This window comes from Flavobacterium enshiense (genome assembly GCF_022836875.1).
Taxonomy (GTDB): Bacteria; Bacteroidota; Bacteroidia; order Flavobacteriales; family Flavobacteriaceae; genus Flavobacterium; species Flavobacterium enshiense_A.
The window spans coordinates 2,425,606-2,444,540 of the sequence record NZ_CP090376.1 but is presented as its reverse complement, the minus strand read 5'-3'; the positions used below and the strand labels follow the sequence as shown (position 1 = coordinate 2,444,540).

Sequence of the window (18,935 nt, the reverse complement as noted above, 5' to 3'; positions counted from 1 at the left end):
AGTTGCGTTAAATCTTTGATTTTTTAAAATTTGGGCGGGGGAGGTAAAGGCACGAATTCGGCTTCACCGGGAACTTGTGGAAAATCCTGATTTTCCCAGTCGGTTTTAGCTTTTTCAATACGGTCTTTACTCGATGATACGAAGTTCCAATAAATGAATCGTTCTTCGGGAAAAGGTTCACCACCGAAAATATAAACGGAAGAGTTTTCACCGATTTCGAATTCGCAAAGTTTAGAGTCTTTGGCAATCAAAATCTGTCTCGATTCAAAAACAACTTCATCGCTTTTGATGGTTCCTTCTAAAATGTACAAAGCGCTTTCTCCAAACAGTTCGTCACCAATTTTTACTTTCTGTGGTGTGGTGCTTTTTATCTCGATAAGATAAAGCGGACTGTATATAGGTACTGCTGATTTTCTCCCGAATGCCTCGCCGGCTATGAGTTTAAATGACAGACCGTCTTGTTCCCAATGCGGAATGTCTTTTTCTTCTATGTGTGTGAAATTAGGTTCCATTTCTTCCATTTCTTTCGGAAGGGCAACCCAGATTTGTAATCCGTGGAGCATTTTTTCAAAACCTCTAAGAAATTGCGGAGTTCTTTCTGAATGCACGATTCCTTTTCCGGCGGTCATCCAGTTTACAGCTCCTGGCTCAATTACCATTTCGGTTCCTAAACTGTCTCTGTGCGTTATTCGGCCTTTGAACAGAAAAGTCAGCGTGGAAAGTCCTATATGCGGATGCGGTGCTACATCAAAATTTTCAAATTCACTTAAATAGGTCGGTCCCATGTGATCAAAAAAGACAAAAGGACCAACCGCTCTTTTCTCATGGAAGGGAAGAAGTCGTCCTACCATAAAATTTCCAATATCGGCAGCGCGTTCTTCTATTATTAATTTTACGTTTGACATAAGCAGTTTTTTATAAAGTTAATGAATTATTCGTCAAATCCTTTAAAATGTTCATCCACGATACGTTTCCATTCCGGATGTCTTTTAATATAGGCAAAAACGAACGGACACAGCGGAACTAATTTATAATCATTGTCTTCAATATAGGTCAGGGTTTTTTCAATAACCGCGGTTCCAGCTCCTTTTCCTTCCAGTTCGGGTTCAGTTTCGGTGTGGATTAATTTAATGACATGTGGCTTTTCTTTGTAAACGATAAAAGCTTTATGGCCATCAACTGTAATTTCAAACTGATGCTTTTCTTCGTTTTTTACTAATGTGATTTCTAAATACTCTGGTTTCATGATTGATTTTTTAGGAGTACATTAATTGATTTTGAAAATTAAAAAAAAACAACAAGCGCATGGTGTTGAGATTGCTGTTTTTTTATTGTTTAGTCTGCCAGGTAACCAAATTTTCCAGTATTCACATCGTCAAACGCCTGAAGGATTTCTTCGTAAGTATTCATTACAAACGGACCGTGGGCGACAATTGGTTCGTTAATGGGTTCGCCGCTTAAAACTAAAACGATCGAATTTTCAAGTGCTTCAATGCTAAAATCTTCACCTTTGTTTTCAAACAATACGAAATGGTCAGTTGGAACTATTTCTGTATCATTAACTTTGATGCTTCCTTCAATAACCAATAACGCGGTGTTATAATCTGCCGGAAACGAAAATGAAGTTTTTCCACCCGCATTCAGTATTGCATTTTGCAGATGAACAGGCGTGAAGGTTGACGCGGCACCTTTCACATCTTTGTAATTTCCCGCAATAACTTCTATGAATCCTGCATTATCAGGAAGTAAATATTTACCGATTTTCTCGTTGGTAATTCCCTGATATTTTGGAACCGACATTTTATCTTTGGCTGGTAAATTTACCCATAGCTGCACCATTTGAAATTCGCCACCTTTTTTGCTGAATTCTTGTTCATGGTATTCTTTATGTAAAACGCCTGAAGCAGCTGTCATCCATTGTACATCGCCTTCACCAATTACTCCGCCGCCCCCGGCACTGTCATGATGAGCCACTTTTCCTTTATAGGCTATGGTAACAGTTTCAAAACCCCTGTGCGGATGTACACCAACGCCTCTTGGAATTTCAGAAGGTGGAAAGTTATATTTGGAATTGTAATCTAACATAATAAACGGACTCATACGCTCCATATCCAAATGATAACCACTTGGAATAAAGTTGTGTACCCTGAAGCCATCACCAACGAAATGGGGAGTTCTTGGAGCTGCTACTAATTCAATATTTTTTGTTGCCATTGTAATTTTTCATTTAATTTGACACACAAAGTTAGTTTACAATATTACCAAAGCACTTAATTTAGATTAAGAAATAAGATGAAAAAAGCTGTAGTTTCCCACAGCTTTTATAGTAACTATACTCAAACTCAAATATTTTAATGACATTGTAATCCTGTAATCGGGTCTGCCAATTCAAGCCCGTTTTCATCTTTAACCGACCATTCACCGGTAATTACATCTCCTCCGTTGTCTGAATTCCATCGGATACGGATAGTTATGGTTTCACATTCCGAAACACTTCCTTCCACTGTTATTACTCTGTTGGAACTTCCGCCCGGAGATCTTTGTGAAACAACTAAATTATCTAAATTTTCGATTTCGTTTCCTTCTTCGTCTAAGAATGCAATTACCGCATCTTCACCAGTAAAATTGGTCAAACCACCCTGAATCTTGATGTAATCCTGATCGGCATCAGCAGTAAACGTATATATGGCTTCTCTGGTATCATCACAGGATATTGCTTCGCCTGTAAATGAGGTTTCACAACCATCATCGCAAATTCCGATTAAATTATAAAGGACATTATCAAAGACAGCAGGTTGACCATTACCAGCAACTTTTAGATCAAAATCTATAGGATCACAAGCCTTCCATCCGGGTGGCAAAAGATATGAATAACTTTGCCAAACATTTGGAGCTACATGTCCGCCTGTCCAAACGGACTGTTCATTAATAAGGAGGTCGCTCCATCCATTGGTGCTTTTTACTTGTAAAACAAAATGAGTTTCAGTGTTGTAGTATTTGATTTCTACTGTTTTACTATTGGCATCGTTATATCTTCCACCCCAAGTCACTATTCTTGAATCCTGAGTTTCAAAATAAGGGCCTCCAGGTACGATACAATCCGTTTCACAATTTCCGGATGGTAATAAACCAGTTGTTGTTGTCGAATCACTAGCTCTGCCTGTAATATCTTCATGATCTTCGTGCTGACAAGCATTGAAGAAAACCGTTAATGTTAGCAGGCAAAAAAGAGCCAGCTTACTCTTTTGGTAAGTAAATCTCTTCATGGGTTAGTTTTTTTATTGTTAATGGATGTGATAAAAATATTTTAAATTTTTTGTGAAAATTGAATTTAGTAAAATGTTTTAGTTGAATTTACATGATTTACCGATAAAATGCATAAAAAGGTATAATTTAGTTTTTCTATTAAACTTTAAAATGAGTATTACTGTAAGAAAGCCGGTTCTGTAACCAAGATGGTTCAATACCAGTCTGGTATCTATTTTATTAAAATTGCAAAAGCAGGATACGTAAGAACATTACGATTCATTAAAGAATAATTCCAATCAAAAACATTTAAAAAAAAGACTGCTCAATAAGCGGTCTTTTTTATATAAACTGAGTACAGCAAAATTTTTTTTAAATAAAAAAATTGTACTTTTACGCTCCAAACTCAACACTTCATATATGAGTCAAAAAGTATTGCTTACTTCAAAAGAAGTCAATATCATCCTGCATCGTTTGGCTTGTCAGTTAATCGAAAAGCATCTCGATTTTTCAAACACTATTCTTATTGGAATTCAGCCTCGCGGTAAATTCGTTGCAGAAAGAATCAAAAAAATTTTGGAAGAGGAATATAATATCAAAAACATTCCACTTGGATTTTTGGATATCACGTTCTTCAGAGACGATTTTCGAAGAACCGAAAAACCAGTTGAAGCCAATAAAACCCAAATCGACTTTTTGGTAGAAGATAAAAAAGTGGTTTTCATAGACGATGTTTTATACACCGGAAGAAGTATCCGTGCCGCTTTAACAGCAATTCAATCGTTTGGAAGACCATCCGGAATTGAGCTTTTAACACTTATCGACAGACGTTTCAGTCGTGATTTACCAATTCAGCCGGATTATCGCGGTCGACAGGTAGATGCAATCAATAACGAAAGAGTATTGGTGAACTGGAAAGAACATGACGGAGTAGATCAGGTGCTTTTAGTGGCCAAAACAACAAACAACTAAGAATTACAACAACACAGATAACAATGAAAGAACTAAGCGTCAATCATTTATTAGGAATAAAATACATCAACAAAAACGATATCGATTTAATTTTCGAAACTGCCGATCAGTTCAAGGAAGTTATAAATCGTCCGATTAAAAAGGTACCTTCATTACAACATATCACCATTGCCAATATCTTTTTTGAAGACAGCACGCGTACCAAACTTTCGTTCGAATTGGCACAAAAACGTCTTTCGGCAGATGTAATGAGTTTCTCCGTGGCACAATCTTCGGTTAAAAAAGGGGAAACATTGATTGACACTGTAAACAACATTCTTTCAATGAAAGTGGATATGGTTGTAATGCGTCATAAAAATCCGGGAGCTGCTTACTTTTTATCACAGAATGTGAAGGCAAGTATTGTAAATGCCGGTGACGGAGCACATGAGCATCCAACCCAAGCGTTGCTGGACAGTTATTCTATTCGCGAAAAACTTGGTGAAGTAGGCGGGAAGAAGGTTGTAATTGTTGGTGATATTCTACATTCACGTGTAGCGCTTTCCAATATCTTCGCATTACAGATGCAAGGTGCAGAAGTGATGGTCTGCGGACCTAAAACGTTGATTCCGCGCTATATTGAATCGTTAGGTGTGAAATACGAACCAAATCTTCGTAAAGCATTGGAATGGTGTGATGTAGCTAATATGCTCCGCGTGCAAAATGAACGTTTGGATGTGAATTATTTCCCATCGACCCGTGAATATGCGCAACAATACGGAGTCGATAAAGCGTTGTTGGATTCTTTAAGCAAAGAAATCGTAATCATGCACCCGGGACCAATTAACAGGGGAGTGGAAATTACTTCTGATGTGGCGGATTCTTCACAGTCTGTAATTTTAAACCAGGTTGAAAATGGAGTAGCAATTCGTATGGCCGTGATTTATTTATTGGCACAGAAGATCAAGTAAGCGTTTACGTTAAAAGTCAAATACAAGATAGTTGTTGAGAAAAAAAATCTCAGTAACTTAGCAACTCAGCCACTTAAAAATGAAAGTAGATCATAAAGTACACACTACAATTCTAAAAGATACCGAAGGTAATGTTTCGGAGTTTCTTAAGAAAGTTACAGACCAATACGAATCCTTTAAGGACCGCAATCTTATTTTGGATGTTTCTCATGATAAGTCGGCAGATGTAAAGGCTATCAAAACCTTTGTGGAATTATCTAAAAAACACAAGAAGGCAAAAAAATCATTTGTGATTGTTGCCGAAAACATCGATTTTAATGACGTTCCGGCTTCTTTGTTGGTTGTTCCGACGCTTTTAGAAGCGCATGACATGATTGAAATGGAAGAAATCGAACGCGATTTAGGATTCTAAATTAGCAGGCGGTTACAGTTTACAGTATTCAGAAACTGAGACTTAGTACTGCGACTGAAAACTGAAAATAATGAAACTGACAATTCTAGGCTGTTACGCTGCCACACCACGTACAATTACCAATCCGACTTCGCAGGTTCTGGAAATAAAAAACCGCATGTTTTTAATTGATTGCGGAGAAGGAACCCAAGTACAGCTTCGAAAAAATAAAATTAAATTTTCGCGAATAGAACATATCTTCATTTCGCATCTTCACGGTGATCATTTTTATGGTTTGGTTGGACTGATTTCCACTTTCATGTTGTTGAACCGTCAAACGGATTTACATGTTTATGGACCTAAAGGAATTAAGGAAGTAATCCTTTTACAACTCAGATTATCAAATTCTTACACTGGATACAATCTTTATTTTCACGAGCTGGAAAGCAAAAAAAGTGAAGTTGTTTTTGAAGACGAGAGAGTAATCATTAAAACCATTCCGCTTAGGCACAGAGTATATACGAATGGTTTTTTATTTCAGGAAAAAAACCGCGAGCGTAAACTAAATATCGATGCTATTTTAAACCACGATATCGAAACTTGTTATTATCAGAAAATAAAATATGGCGGTGATATAACTTTGGAAGACGGAAGAGTAATTCCCAATGAAAAGCTGACTTTCGATCCAGAACCGTCACGAAGCTATGCTTTTTGTTCTGATACTGCTTATGATGAAAGTATTTTACCAATCATAGAAAATGCTACCGTTTTATATCACGAAAGTACATTTTTGGAATCCGAAGAACATCTGACCGAAAAAACCATGCATTGTACTGCTAAGCAAGCTGCTACAATTGCCAAAAAAGCTAATGTGGAGCAATTGGTTTTAGGGCATTATTCCACACGATACGATTCTATTGAACGATTCAAAAATGAAGCCGAAACCGTTTTTCCGAATGTTCTTCTTGCTGATGACGGAAGAGAATTTGAATTCTAGACAACTTAGAATGTTGGAAAATTAGACTTCTTAGAATTTTTAATTAAGAAATTTCGAAAAAAACTGTTAAGTTTATATTCAAGAGAATCATCAATATATAACCAAAGTTTCTAAGAAATCTAGAAATGAAAGTAATCTAAGTTTTCAAGAAATCTAAATGTCTAACTGATCTAATAATCTAAGGAGTCTAAAATAATGTCTGATTTAAGAAATTACCGAAAATCATATGAAAAGAGCGAACTTCTGGAAACTAATATACCGGAAGATCCAATCAATTTATTTCATAGATGGTTTTATGAAGCCGAAGATTTAGGTGGAATAGAAGAGGTCAATGCAATGACTGTTACTACAATTGGTCTTGACGGATTCCCGAAAGCCAGAGTGGTCTTGCTTAAAAAGTTTAATGAAGAAGGTTTTATTTTCTACACGAATTATAATTCCGAAAAAGGAAAAGCACTGGAACATAACCCAAATGTTTGTTTATCTTTTTTTTGGCATTCCATGGAAAGACAGGTTATTATTAAGGGAGTTGCAGAAAAAACATCTGAAACCGTTTCCGATAATTATTTTGACAGTCGCCCGGACGGAAGCAAGTTAGGTGCTATAGTTTCTCCCCAAAGCGAAGTTATCCCTTCAAGGGAATTTTTAGAGCAAAACCTCAAAGCTTTGGAAAAAGAATATGAAAACAAAGAAATACCCCGTCCGAAACATTGGGGCGGTTACTTGGTTAGACCTGTTTCGGTAGAATTTTGGCAAGGAAGACCAAATCGACTTCATGATCGCATACTTTATCAACTTTTAGAGGATTTTAATTGGAAAATTGAAAGACTTTCGCCTTAAATATTCGTATATTAAAATTTAAATGTTAAAAATTTGTGTATTTTATCGATTTATTTTGTAGATAATCGATTAATGCGTAACTTAGCTCTGGAAATCAGTTAGTTATAAAAGCTAATTATTTTAAAAACCGAGCAAGACATTTAAATTATGATTTTATGAAGAGGATGTATTTTTTTCGTTTAATGTCCCTTATGGCTCTTTTTGTATTCTTGGGCTCTTGTTCAGCCGAGAGTGCAGATGAAACACCTCAAAATTCAGCTTCAGAAAATTACGTTACAAATAATGACTATACCTACAGTCAGATTGAATTGGATGTTGCTGACTTAATTAATGAATATCGGGTAAGTAAAGGATTGAATTCGCTGGAATTAATAAATCACATTTCTAATGTTTCAGAAGAACACGATGAATATATGATTTCAATCAATACATTAACACACGACCTTTTTGCCGAAAGAAAGGAAAATTTGAAAGTTACTTTAGGAGCCGTGGCTGTTGGAGAAAATTTAGCCTACAATTATCCTACAGCAAAGACTGTGGTAGATGCATGGATTAACAGCCCGGCTCATAAAGCTAACATGGAAAGTAATTATTCTCATTTTGGAATTTCGGTAAGAGAAGATGCAAAAGGAAATAGATATTTCACCGCAATGTTTATAAGAAAATAATCTTAATTACAATATGTGTTTAGTTTCTGGGTTTTAATAATCCTAAAATGAAAAAGCATTCACACAGGTGAATGCTTTTTTAATTAAACGAATTGTAAAAAAGAATGAAATTAATCTAAACTGATGACGATAAATTCACTTCGTCTGTTTTTCTGATGATCTTCTTCAGAGCATTTTACACCGTCAGAACAACCATTTATTAATTTTGTTTCTCCGTATCCTTTTGCAGTTAACCTGCTTCGATCGATACCATTTTTAACCATATATTCTAAAGTTGATTTTGCTCTTCTGTCTGAAAGCTTTTCATTGTATTTATGCGTTTGGCGACTGTCGGTATGTGAACGAATATCTACTTTCATGTTTGGATATTTTTCCATTACAGCTATAACTTTTTGTAAATCGGCAGCGGCATCTTCGCGGATATCCGATTTGTCCAAATCAAAATAAATAATACTCACATCCAGGATTTTTCCAAGGTCAACTCCGGGAACAATCGGAACCATTTTTTTCTCAAGCGAAATATCTGCTTTCGTTTCTCCGGAAGCCAATGGAATTGTAACGGGAATTTCTTTAGTTTCATAATCCTGATGTTCCCCTCTTAAATAGTATTTTTTATCACAATCGATATTTTCATTAAAGATAAAATCTCCATTTTCGTTTGCGTCTACTGTTTTGATCAGCGTCATATCAGCATCAAAAAGAGACACTTTTGCGGCCGGTATGCGAGCCATTGAAAGCATATCGGAAACGGATCCTTTTAATAGCTGCTCGCAAACGTTTTCCTTGAATTTATAAATATCATCGGAACCTACACCGCCTTCTCTGTTAGAAGTAAAGTAACCAACATGGGTTTTAGTATTTACTATATAACTGAAATCGTCTTTTGAACTGTTTACAGGTGCACCAACATTTTTAATCGAAGTGAATGAGCCGTCTTTATTCATTTTGGCTTCAAATACATCAAGACCACCGATTCCTAAATGATCATCGGATGAAAAATACAATACGTTTTTATCTGTAATGAAAGGGAATGTTTCACGTAAAGGTGAATTAATGGCTTTTCCTAAATTTTCAGGAGCTCCAAAAGAACCGTCTTCATTGATGGCTACCTTGAAAATGTCTGAACTACCTATACTTCCCGGCATATCAGATGAAAAGTACAATGTTTTTTCATCCGGACTCAAAGCTGGGTGGGCCACACTGTAATTATCGTTGTTAAACGGAAGTTCCTTTACATCCTGCCATTTTCCGTCTTTTAAAGTGGCTTTAAAGATTTTAAGCTTCATTACTTTATCGGTGCTTTTACCTTTTTTACCATCAAAATAATTGTTTCTGGTAAAATAAACGGTATTGCCGTCTTTTGAAAAGACTGGAGTTGCTTCGTGGAATTTTGAGTCCAAATCTTTTGAAAATTCCTGAGGGTCGCTTAATTTTCCGTCTTCGGCTGCTTTTGCAGTGAAAAGTCGAGTGAAGTATTGTCCTGTCCAACTGTGTTTTTTCTGAAATACATCCTTGTTTTTTCGGGCTGAAGTAAAAATAATGTCGGTTCCTTTAAAAACTGAGCCATAATCAGAATATTCACTATTGATATCGCCAGCATTTTCAACTTTATACCTGTCAGAATCTTTTCGTAATTGAGCAAGATAATCTTTATTGTTCACCAATTCTTCACCTGAAGGATTATTGGTTTTCTGATAAAACATTTTCAGATATTCATCTGCTTTATCATAATTCCCGACAGATTTCAGTGACTGTGCATATCTGAAATAATATTCAGGAGCAACATTAGCTGCTTCAGGCATTGCAAACAACTGCGAATACCATTTTTCGGCCTTATCATACTCCCCGTTAAAGTAATAGGCATTTCCGAGTTTTTCAAATAAGTTTACGGATTTATGCCCCTTTTCGGCGACTTTTTCATATACTTCAATTGCATCGACATAGGCGTAATTGTTGTATCTTTTGTCGGCTTTTGCTTCTTTCCCGAATTGAGAATATGTAGTATTACCAATACTGAAAATGACAATTATAAGTAGTGTTTTAATTTTCATAACTATTCAATTTAGAAGAAACGAGGAGTTAACATTTTAGAATTATTGAACAATTCCCATCTCAGGAAGATCTCATGAGACCCGTCGTTATAATTCTTTAAATCAGTAGTTTCCATATCATACGCATATCCTGCAAAGAGAGAGTTTGATATTTGAAATCCGGCCATTGCACTCCAGGCAGCATCCCATCGGTAGGCAGCTCCCAGAGTTAGTTTGTCATAAATCAAGAAGTTTAAAGAAGCGTCACCTTGAAACGGAGCTCCTTCTGCAGCTTTCGCAAGAATAGAAGGTTTTATTTTTAAATTGCTTCCAACATCAAAAACATAACCTGTTATGAAGTAGTAGTGTCTTTTTTCCTTTGTAATTGAAACGGAATTATCTTTGTAATGATTGGTTTCTAACCAATAAGGAATAGATAAACCAGCGTAGAATTTATCAGAATACAAATAAAACCCAACTCCGACATTCCCGGTAAAGTCGTTATCAAGATTTTGAAAACGAGGATCATCCGGATTCTCTATTCTCAGTTTATTAACATCAATATTGAAAAGATTTGCAGTTCCTTTTACACCGAATGCCAGTTTGTAATTATCAGAGATTTGCAGGTAGTAAGACAGGTCTGCCGATATTGCGCTTTCACTGGCTGGTCCGATTTTATCATTAACAAAGGACAAACCGACTCCAAAACTCGAATCGCTAATCGGTGAGTTTACTGAAAATGTCATTGTTTCTGGCGCACCGTCTAAACCTACCCACTGAGTTCTGTATAGTCCAAAGATACTCAGAACTTCTCGCGAACCGGCATATGCAGGATTTATGGAAATAGTATTATACATATATTGTGTATACTGTGAGTCTTGTTGAGCATAACCCATCATACCTATTAATCCCAAAACGAGTGTTATTAATTTTGTCTTCATGTTCACTAATTTAAATTAATTTGGTAAATAACTAATAGAAGTATGAGAATTATCTGCTTAAATATAAATAGCCAGATTTGTCATGCCAATTACCCTGCTCGTTGTCTTTGTATTTCAGGATGTAGAAATAGGTTCCACCAGGTAATAATTCACTTTTGTTAAGGGTAGCTCTTCCTTCTGATTTTCCGTCAAAAACAACTGTTGTATTGTTATATCCGCTTTTTTCGAACACCAGAATTCCCCATCTGTTGTATATCTGAACTTTGTTTTCCGCGTAGCACTCTAATCCCTGGATCACAAGGATATCGTTATCGCCATCATTATTCGGAGAGAATCCGTTGTACACGTTAATATCACACTCCGCCAAAACTCCGCAATTATCAACCACATGAACATAGAATTCTAATTTTCTTGGACATGTTGTTTGTTCAGTTGTAAGGATGTATTGGAGTGTATAATAACCAACTTCTAACTGAGTCACGTCAAGTGTATTATTCTCATGATTAATAAGGGCATCTAAAATGTTTACTCCCACCCAATGGCCTCCAGGCTCTGTTCCACCCGGAAGAAGCGACATCAAATTGAAAGCGGAATTAGCAGGAATATTGTTACAAATATCCGGATTGTCAGCATTAAACGTGTCGCCAACAGTTACATGAACAGTTTGTGAAACCACAGTTTGATTGCCACAACTGTCTGTTGCGGTCCATGTTCTGATGATGTCATAACTGCCTTCTATTTCAGAGTTCGGATCCACATGTTCTTCATAAGTAACTGTTACATCACCTCCGCAATTATCAGCGAATTCAGGTTGAAGGGGAGTTGGAATATTGGAACATGTTGCTTCTATCACTTCACTAATATTTTTAACTAATACCGGCGGAGTTTCATCAGAAACAGTTATTATCTGTGACATTGAGTTTGTATTATTGCAAGCATCCGTAAATGTCCATGTTCTGGTAACTACAAATGAATTAGGACAGCTTCCCGGAACAATTACATCTACACTTTCCGCTGTTATATTTCCGGTACAATTGTCTACCGCTGTCAGAGAATGAGGTGCCGGAACTTCAGATGCACAAGATACTGTAATGTCAGCTTGCAATTCAGGCAATACAGGAGCAGTTACATCCTGAACATTTATGGTTTGTGATGCTGTAGATGGATTTCCGCAGGCATCTTTAGCTGTCCAAGTTCTGGTTATAGAATAAGATCCTGCACATTGTCCCGGAGTAGTCACATCTGCAAAAGTAAATGTTATAGGTAAACTACAATTATCTGTGGCTACAGGTTGAGCGAATTCAGGCTGAGTTGGACAATTTATAGTTGAAACTTCAGGAAGGGCCTCAAATACAGGTGGTGTAGTATCCTGAACGTTTATCGTTTGCGAAGCGGTTGATTTATTTCCGCAGGCATCTTCAGCTGTCCATGTTCTGGTAATGGAGTAGGAGCCTGGACATTGTCCCGGTGCAGTCACGTCAGCATGTGTTAAAGCTATAGGAAGGCTACAGTTGTCTGTAGCTACAGCCTGAGCAAATACAGGTGTTGCAGTACAATCAATAGATGAAACTTCAGGAAGGGCCTCAAATACAGGTGGTGTAGTATCCTGAACGTTTATCGTTTGCGTAGCGGTAGAAGGATTTCCACAGGCATCTTTAGCTGTCCATGTTCTGGTAACAGAATAGGAACCTGGACATTGTCCTGGTGTAGTCACATCAACGTGTGTTAAAGCTATCGGAAGGCTACAGTCGTCCGTAGCTTGAGCTTGTGAAAATTGAACTTGTTGTTTACAGTCAATGGTTGTTTCCCCAGGTAAAGCGCTAAATACCGGTGGTGTAGTATCCTGAACGTTTATTGTTTGTGAAGCGTTGGCTGGATTTCCGCATGCATCTGTAGCAGTCCATGTTCTGGTTATAGAATAAGAACCAGGACATTGACCCGGAGTGATAACATCTCTATGCGTTAGTGTTACAGGTAAATTACAATTGTCTGCCGCTACGGCCTGCGCAAATTGAGGCTGTGCTTTACAATCGATAGTTGTTGCTGCTGGAAGCGGTTGAATTATAGGAGGTGTTGTATCACGAACCGTGATTGTTTGTGATACAGAATCTGAATTTCCGCATGGATCTGCAAATGTCCATCTGCGTGTAATGATGTACGAGCTAGGGCAATTTCCAGGTGTAGTTGTATCAACACCCATAACTGTAATTTCTCCTGCACAGGTATCTGTTGCAGTTAAAGAAACCATTGGAGGAACTTCACCGGCACAAGAAACTGTAATAGCAGGCGGTGCTGAAGGTAAAGATGGATCAGATGTATCTGATACATTGATAATTTGATTTACAGACGAAGTGTTTCCACAAGCATCGGTGAAGGTCCACGTTCTGGTTACGGTAAAACTACTGGAACAACTTCCCGCTGTTATGGAGTCTTTTCCTGCTACTGTAATTGGTCCGCCACAAGCATCATTGGCGGTTAATGAAATCATTTGCGGGATTTGACCACTACAAGAAACCGTTATGCCAGGAGGGGCTTGTGGTACTTGAGGAGGCGTTGAATCCTGAACAATTATAGTTTGTGATTTAGTAGATGTGTTTTGACAGGCATCCGTAGCGGTCCATGTTCTTGTTACAGAATATCTTCCGGCACAGTTTCCAGGTGTAATGACATCATTATGGGTTAAAGTAAATGCTGAACCACAATTGTCGGTGGCTGTAGCCTCTGCGAATTGAGGGACAGCCGGACAGTTAATGGTTGATGTTGCCGGTAAAGCCGCAATTAGCGGAGCAGTTACATCACGAACATTAATGGTTTGAGTTTTTGTGGATGTATTTCCACAAGCGTCTGTTGCTGTCCATGTTCTGGTTACCGAATAAGAGCCGGCACATTGTCCCGGAGTAGTTACATCATTGTGAGAAAGGCTAAAGCCAGGACCACAATTGTCGGTAACAATCGCTTGTGCAAATTGAGGAACCGCAGGACAATTTATAGTCGAAGGTGCTGGTAAAGCTGCAAATGCAGGCGGAGTTGTATCATCAATAGTGATAATCTGCTGGTCGGAACCAGGATTTCCACAAGCGTCAGTTAATCGGAACGTTCTGGTAACTATAGTAGGACAAGTGCCAGAAGCAACGTCCTGATAAGTAATTGTACTTATTGATGATGCATCAGTATAGCTTCCTCCAGCCGTAGTGAATTGAGCAAGGTTTATAGTAACAGGAGTGACCGAAAAAGCTAATTGCCCTGGTGATGTTAAAGAACTTGGCCCACATCCTTCTATAGATAAATCATTTGGAGCTGTTATCACTGGATTTGATGTGTCACCATTTCCAATTATAAATGATTGACTTTTTGTACATCCAAAAGCATCAGTTACGGTAAGAGTGTATGTTCCGGGAGCTAACCCTGAAATATCTTGTGTGGTTTGCCCATTGTTCCATGAATAGGTATAAGGAGGAGTGCCTCCTGAAACTGTAGCATTAATAGCACCATTATTCTGATTTGCACAACTCGCAGAAGTCACTTGACCTGTAATGGTTATCGGAGCAGGAGGAGTAATGACTTGCGTATAGGTGCTGACAAGAGGGATTGGAAGATTTGAATCCGTTACCGTTAAGGTGACAGTGTAAGGACCTCCGGGATAAGGGAAATTATGAGTTGGATTCTGTTGTGTTGATATTGGAGAACCATCCCCAAAATTCCATGAATAAGTATAAGGAGCTATACCTCCTGAAGTCAAGTTTTGAAATACTACAGTCGATTGGTTTCCGTTCCAACAACCGGTATACGAGTATTCAACTGCTAGTGGTGCAGCAACAATCATACAGTCGCCAAATTCACATTGTGATTTGCTGTATGTGTTACAATCGTACGAACTGAGTTCTGGATCATTAACACCTCCACTTGTTTGCCATACTACCAGAATTCGGCATAATCTCAACTCCTGTCCACAGGTCCAGGTAAAGGGGCCGTAGATTTGACGTTGACCGCCGCCAGGGGCTACAGAACCAAGATATTTGTTAATAGGAATGACATTTCCGTCAATTGATAAGTCGGCAAAAATTCGGGTTTGTGTAATGTTGCTGTTTGAATTAGAGGTATAATTCAACATAACATACATTTGCTGACTGGTTCCCGGGGTACACGTTGTGTTGGACAATGGTACTCCGTTTTGATTGGTCAAGCTGATAAAAACCTGATCTAGTGTATAATTATTAGAAGAACAATTAAAGTAACCTTCATAATAATTCGGGGCCGAACCACATAAACGTAAGTCTGGTTTTTGAGGCGTAAACTGAGGAAAAACGTTATTAATTCCCATCAGGAAGAATAACACGAATAAGGTAATTTTTGGTTTCATGGACATTACTTTATAGATTAAAATCCAATAAATCGTTAACATAAAAACATACTAATTTTAGAGGCAGAGATTTTATTTGCATTACAAAAAAGTATACAAACAGCATTCTGCTCCAAAATTTACACAGCAATGAAAATTTGTTGGAAAAGTAATGACGCAAGTACGTACCTATTCTTTTATAGAACAGTATACAAGTCGAGTGAAGGGTATCACTATTCTTGTTGTGGTATTATGATTTAAAATGATCTGATGATTCAAATAAGGTATTTCGATAACTTGCTGATGCTAAGTTACTTAAAATAAGTGCTAAAATGATAAAAGTTGTGGGTATTTCCGACGAAAGTAACCGTTTTATCTGTGAATTAACATTTATTTTATAAACAAAAACTTGTTTTTTTTTTGGTTATTTTTTACAAATTTCAATATAGTGATATCAATATTTTCGGACTTAATCATTTTAGAGAAATATCTCCAAAACTTGTTTTTTTTTTGGTTATTTTTTACAAATTTCAATATAGTGATATCAATATTTTCGGACTTAATCATTTTAGAGAAATATCTCCAAAAATGAAAAAGCATTCACACAGGTGAATGCTTTTTTAATTAAACGAATTGTAAAAAAGAATGAAATTAATCTAAACTGATGACGATAAATTCACTTCGTCTGTTTTTCTGATGATCTTCTTCAGAGCATTTTACACCGTCAGAACAACCATTTATTAATTTTGTTTCTCCGTATCCTTTTGCAGTTAATCTGCTTCGATCGATACCATTTTTAACCATATATTCTAAAGTTGATTTTGCTCTTCTGTCTGAAAGGCGTTCATTGTATTTATGCGTTTGGCGACTGTCGGTATGTGAACGAATATCTACTTTCATGTTTGGATATTTTTCCATTACAGCTATAACTTTTTGTAAATCGGCAGCGGCATCTTCGCGGATATCCGATTTGTCCAAATCAAAATAAATAATACTCACATCCAGGATTTTTCCAAGGTCAACTCCGGGAACAATCGGAACCATTTTTTTCTCAAGCGAAATATCTGCTTTCGTTTCTCCGGAAGCCAATGGAATTGTAACGGGAATTTCTTTAGTTTCATAATCCTGATGTTCCCCTCTTAAATAGTATTTTTTATCACAATCGATATTTTCATTAAAGATAAAATCTCCATTTTCGTTTGCGTCTACTGTTTTGATCAGCGTCATATCAGCATCAAAAAGAGACACTTTTGCGGCCGGTATGCGAGCCATTGAAAGCATATCGGAAACGGATCCTTTTAATAGCTGCTCGCAAACGTTTTCCTTGAATTTATAAATATCATCGGAACCTACACCGCCTTCTCTGTTAGAAGTAAAGTAACCAACATGGGTTTTAGTATTTACTATATAACTGAAATCGTCTTTTGAACTATTTACAGGTGCACCAACATTTTTAATCGAAGTGAATGAGCCGTCTTTATTCATTTTGGCTTCAAATACATCAAGACCACCGATTCCTAAATGATCATCGGAAGAAAAATACAATACGTTTTTATCTGTAATGAAAGGGAATGTTTCACGTAAAGGTGAATTAATGGCTTTTCCTAAATTTTCAGGAGCTCCAAAAGAACCGTCTTCATTGATGGCCACCTTGAAAATGTCTGAACCACCTATACTTCCCGGCATATCAGATGAAAAGTACAATGTTTTTTCATCCGGACTCAAAGCAGGGTGGGCCACACTGTAATTATTGTTGTTAAACGGAAGTTCCTTTACATCCTGCCATTTTCCGTCTTTTAAAGTGGCTTTATAAATTTTTAGCTTCATTACTTTATCACTGCTTTTCCCTTTTTTACCATCAGTATAATTGTTTCTGGTAAAATAAACGGTATTGCCGTCTTTTGAAAACACTGGAGTTGCTTCGTGGAATTTTGAGTCCAAATCTTTTGAAAATTCCTGAGGGTCGCTTAACTTTCCGTCTTCGGCTGCTTTTGCAGTGAAAAGTCGAGTGAAGTATTGTCCTGTCCAACTGTGTTTTTTCTGAAATACATCCTTGTTTTTTCGTGCTGAAGTAAAAATAATGTCGGTTCCTTTAAAAACTGATCCATAATCAGAATATTCACTATTGATATCGCCAGCATTTTCAACTTTATACCTGTCAGAATCTTTTCGTAATTGAGCAAGATAATCTTTGTTGTTCACCAATTCTTCACCTGAAGGATTATTGGTTTTCTGATAAAACATTTTAAGATATTCATCTGCTTTATCATAATTTCCGACAGATTTCAGTGACTGTGCATATCTGAAATAATATTCAGGAGCAACATTAGCTGCTTCAGGCATTGCAAACAACTGCGAATACCATTTTTCGGCCTTATCATACTCCCCGTTAAAGTAATAGGCATTTCCGAGTTTTTCAAATAAGTTTACGGATTTATGCCCCTTTTCGGCGACTTTTTCATATACTTCAATTGCATCGACATAGGCGTAATTGTTGTATCTTTTGTCGGCTTTTGCTTCTTTCCCGAATTGAGAATATATAGTATTACCAATACTGAAAATGGCAATTATAAGTAGTGTTTTAATTTTCATAACTATTCAATTTAGAAGAAACGAGGAGTTAACATTTTAGAATTATTGAACAATTCCCATCTCAGGAAGATCTCATGAGACCCGTCGTTATAATTCTTTAAATCAGTAGTTTCCATATCATACGCATATCCTGCAAAGAGAGAGTTTGATATTTGAAATCCGGCCATTGCACTCCAGGCAGCATCCCATCGATAGGCTGCTCCCAGAGTTAGTTTGTCATAAATCAAGAAGTTTAAAGAAGCGTCACCTTGAAACGGAGCTCCTTCCGCAGCTTTCGCAAGAATAGAAGGTTTTATTTTTAAATTGCTTCCAACATCAAAAACATAACCTGTTATGAAGTAGTAGTGTCTTTTTTCCTTTGTAATTGAAACGGAATTATCTTTGTAATGATTGGTTTCTAACCAATAAGGAATAGATAAACCGGCGTAGAACTTATCAGAATACAAATAAAACCCAACTCCGACATTCCCGGTAAAGTCGTTATCAAGATTTTGAAAACGAGTATCATCCGGATTCTCTATTCTCAGTTTATTAACATCAATATTGAAAAGATTTGCAGTTCCTTTTACACCGAATGCCAGTTTGTAATTATCAGAGATTTGCAGGTAGTAAGACAGGTCTGCCGATATTGCACTTTCACTGGCTGGTCCGATTTTATCATTAACAAAGGACAAACCGACTCCAAAACTCGAATCGCTAATCGGTGAGTTTACTGAAAATGTCATTGTTTCTGGCGCACCGTCTAAACCTACCCACTGAGTTCTGTATAGTCCAAAGATACTCAGAACTTCTCGCGAACCGGCATATGCAGGATTTATGGAAATAGTATTATACATATATTGTGTATACTGTGAGTCTTGTTGAGCATAACCCATCATACCTATTAATCCCAAAACGAGTGTTATTAATTTTGTCTTCATGTTCACTAATTTAAATTAATTTGGTAAATAATTAATAGAAGTATGAGAA

General features: G+C 37.0%; 15 protein-coding genes. 6 read left to right on the top strand and 9 right to left on the bottom strand.

What is annotated here, in order from left to right:
* Window positions 1-23 precede the first annotated feature (23 nt).
* The 4 genes from LZF87_RS10945 to LZF87_RS10930 form a co-directional block, all read right to left on the bottom strand.
* A complete protein-coding gene (locus LZF87_RS10945; protein ID WP_244339049.1) occupies window positions 24-905 on the bottom strand; it encodes a pirin family protein in 882 nt (293 codons plus the stop codon).
* A 26-nt stretch (window positions 906-931) separates the two neighbouring features.
* Window positions 932-1,246, bottom strand: a complete 315-nt coding sequence (locus LZF87_RS10940; protein WP_244339048.1) for a GNAT family N-acetyltransferase — start codon at window positions 1,244-1,246, stop codon at window positions 932-934.
* Window positions 1,247-1,335: 89 nt separating this feature from the next.
* The gene (locus tag LZF87_RS10935) at window positions 1,336-2,214 is read right to left on the bottom strand and encodes a pirin family protein (RefSeq protein WP_244339047.1); all 879 of its coding nucleotides are present in this window, start codon (window positions 2,212-2,214) and stop codon (window positions 1,336-1,338) included.
* A 137-nt stretch (window positions 2,215-2,351) separates the two neighbouring features.
* Window positions 2,352-3,266 carry a hypothetical protein gene (locus tag LZF87_RS10930; RefSeq protein WP_244339046.1) on the bottom strand — a complete coding sequence of 305 codons (915 nt, stop codon included), beginning with the start codon at window positions 3,264-3,266 and terminating at the stop codon, window positions 2,352-2,354.
* Between the two features lie 400 nt (window positions 3,267-3,666).
* On the opposite strand from LZF87_RS10930, the gene pyrR reads away from it, so the two are divergent.
* The 6 genes from pyrR (at window position 3,667) to LZF87_RS10900 (ending at window position 8,064) form a co-directional block, all read left to right on the top strand.
* Complete coding sequence (gene pyrR / locus LZF87_RS10925) at window positions 3,667-4,218, top strand: bifunctional pyr operon transcriptional regulator/uracil phosphoribosyltransferase PyrR (RefSeq protein ID WP_244339045.1); 552 nt, start codon at window positions 3,667-3,669, stop codon at window positions 4,216-4,218.
* Between the two features lie 23 nt (window positions 4,219-4,241).
* Window positions 4,242-5,168, top strand: a complete 927-nt coding sequence (locus LZF87_RS10920) for an aspartate carbamoyltransferase catalytic subunit (protein ID WP_244339044.1) — start codon at window positions 4,242-4,244, stop codon at window positions 5,166-5,168.
* Between the two features lie 79 nt (window positions 5,169-5,247).
* Window positions 5,248-5,580, top strand: a complete 333-nt coding sequence (locus LZF87_RS10915; protein WP_244339043.1) for a ribonuclease Z — start codon at window positions 5,248-5,250, stop codon at window positions 5,578-5,580.
* 70 nt (window positions 5,581-5,650) lie between these two features.
* Window positions 5,651-6,556, top strand: a complete 906-nt coding sequence (locus LZF87_RS10910) for a ribonuclease Z (RefSeq protein ID WP_244339042.1) — start codon at window positions 5,651-5,653, stop codon at window positions 6,554-6,556.
* A gap of 195 nt (window positions 6,557-6,751) precedes the next feature.
* Window positions 6,752-7,396, top strand: coding sequence for a pyridoxamine 5'-phosphate oxidase (gene pdxH / locus LZF87_RS10905; RefSeq protein ID WP_244339041.1), 645 nt, complete (start codon window positions 6,752-6,754; stop codon window positions 7,394-7,396).
* Between the two features lie 191 nt (window positions 7,397-7,587).
* The gene (locus LZF87_RS10900) at window positions 7,588-8,064 is read left to right on the top strand and encodes a CAP domain-containing protein (protein WP_244339040.1); all 477 of its coding nucleotides are present in this window, start codon (window positions 7,588-7,590) and stop codon (window positions 8,062-8,064) included.
* A 110-nt stretch (window positions 8,065-8,174) separates the two neighbouring features.
* Here LZF87_RS10900 and LZF87_RS10895 read toward each other — a convergent pair whose 3' ends face one another.
* The 5 genes from LZF87_RS10895 to LZF87_RS10875 form a co-directional block, all read right to left on the bottom strand.
* Complete coding sequence (locus LZF87_RS10895) at window positions 8,175-10,115, bottom strand: OmpA family protein (protein ID WP_244339039.1); 1,941 nt, start codon at window positions 10,113-10,115, stop codon at window positions 8,175-8,177.
* 11 nt (window positions 10,116-10,126) lie between these two features.
* A complete protein-coding gene (locus LZF87_RS10890; protein ID WP_244339038.1) occupies window positions 10,127-11,035 on the bottom strand; it encodes a PorP/SprF family type IX secretion system membrane protein in 909 nt (302 codons plus the stop codon).
* Window positions 11,036-11,084: 49 nt separating this feature from the next.
* On the bottom strand, window positions 11,085-15,395 hold the full coding sequence (locus LZF87_RS10885) for a gliding motility-associated C-terminal domain-containing protein (protein WP_244339037.1): 4,311 nt from the start codon (window positions 15,393-15,395) through the stop codon (window positions 11,085-11,087).
* A 630-nt stretch (window positions 15,396-16,025) separates the two neighbouring features.
* The gene (locus LZF87_RS10880) at window positions 16,026-17,966 is read right to left on the bottom strand and encodes an OmpA family protein (RefSeq protein ID WP_244339036.1); all 1,941 of its coding nucleotides are present in this window, start codon (window positions 17,964-17,966) and stop codon (window positions 16,026-16,028) included.
* 11 nt (window positions 17,967-17,977) lie between these two features.
* Entirely contained in the window at window positions 17,978-18,886 is a 909-nt protein-coding gene (locus LZF87_RS10875) for a PorP/SprF family type IX secretion system membrane protein (protein WP_244339035.1), read from the bottom strand.
* Window positions 18,887-18,935: the final 49 nt, after the last annotated feature.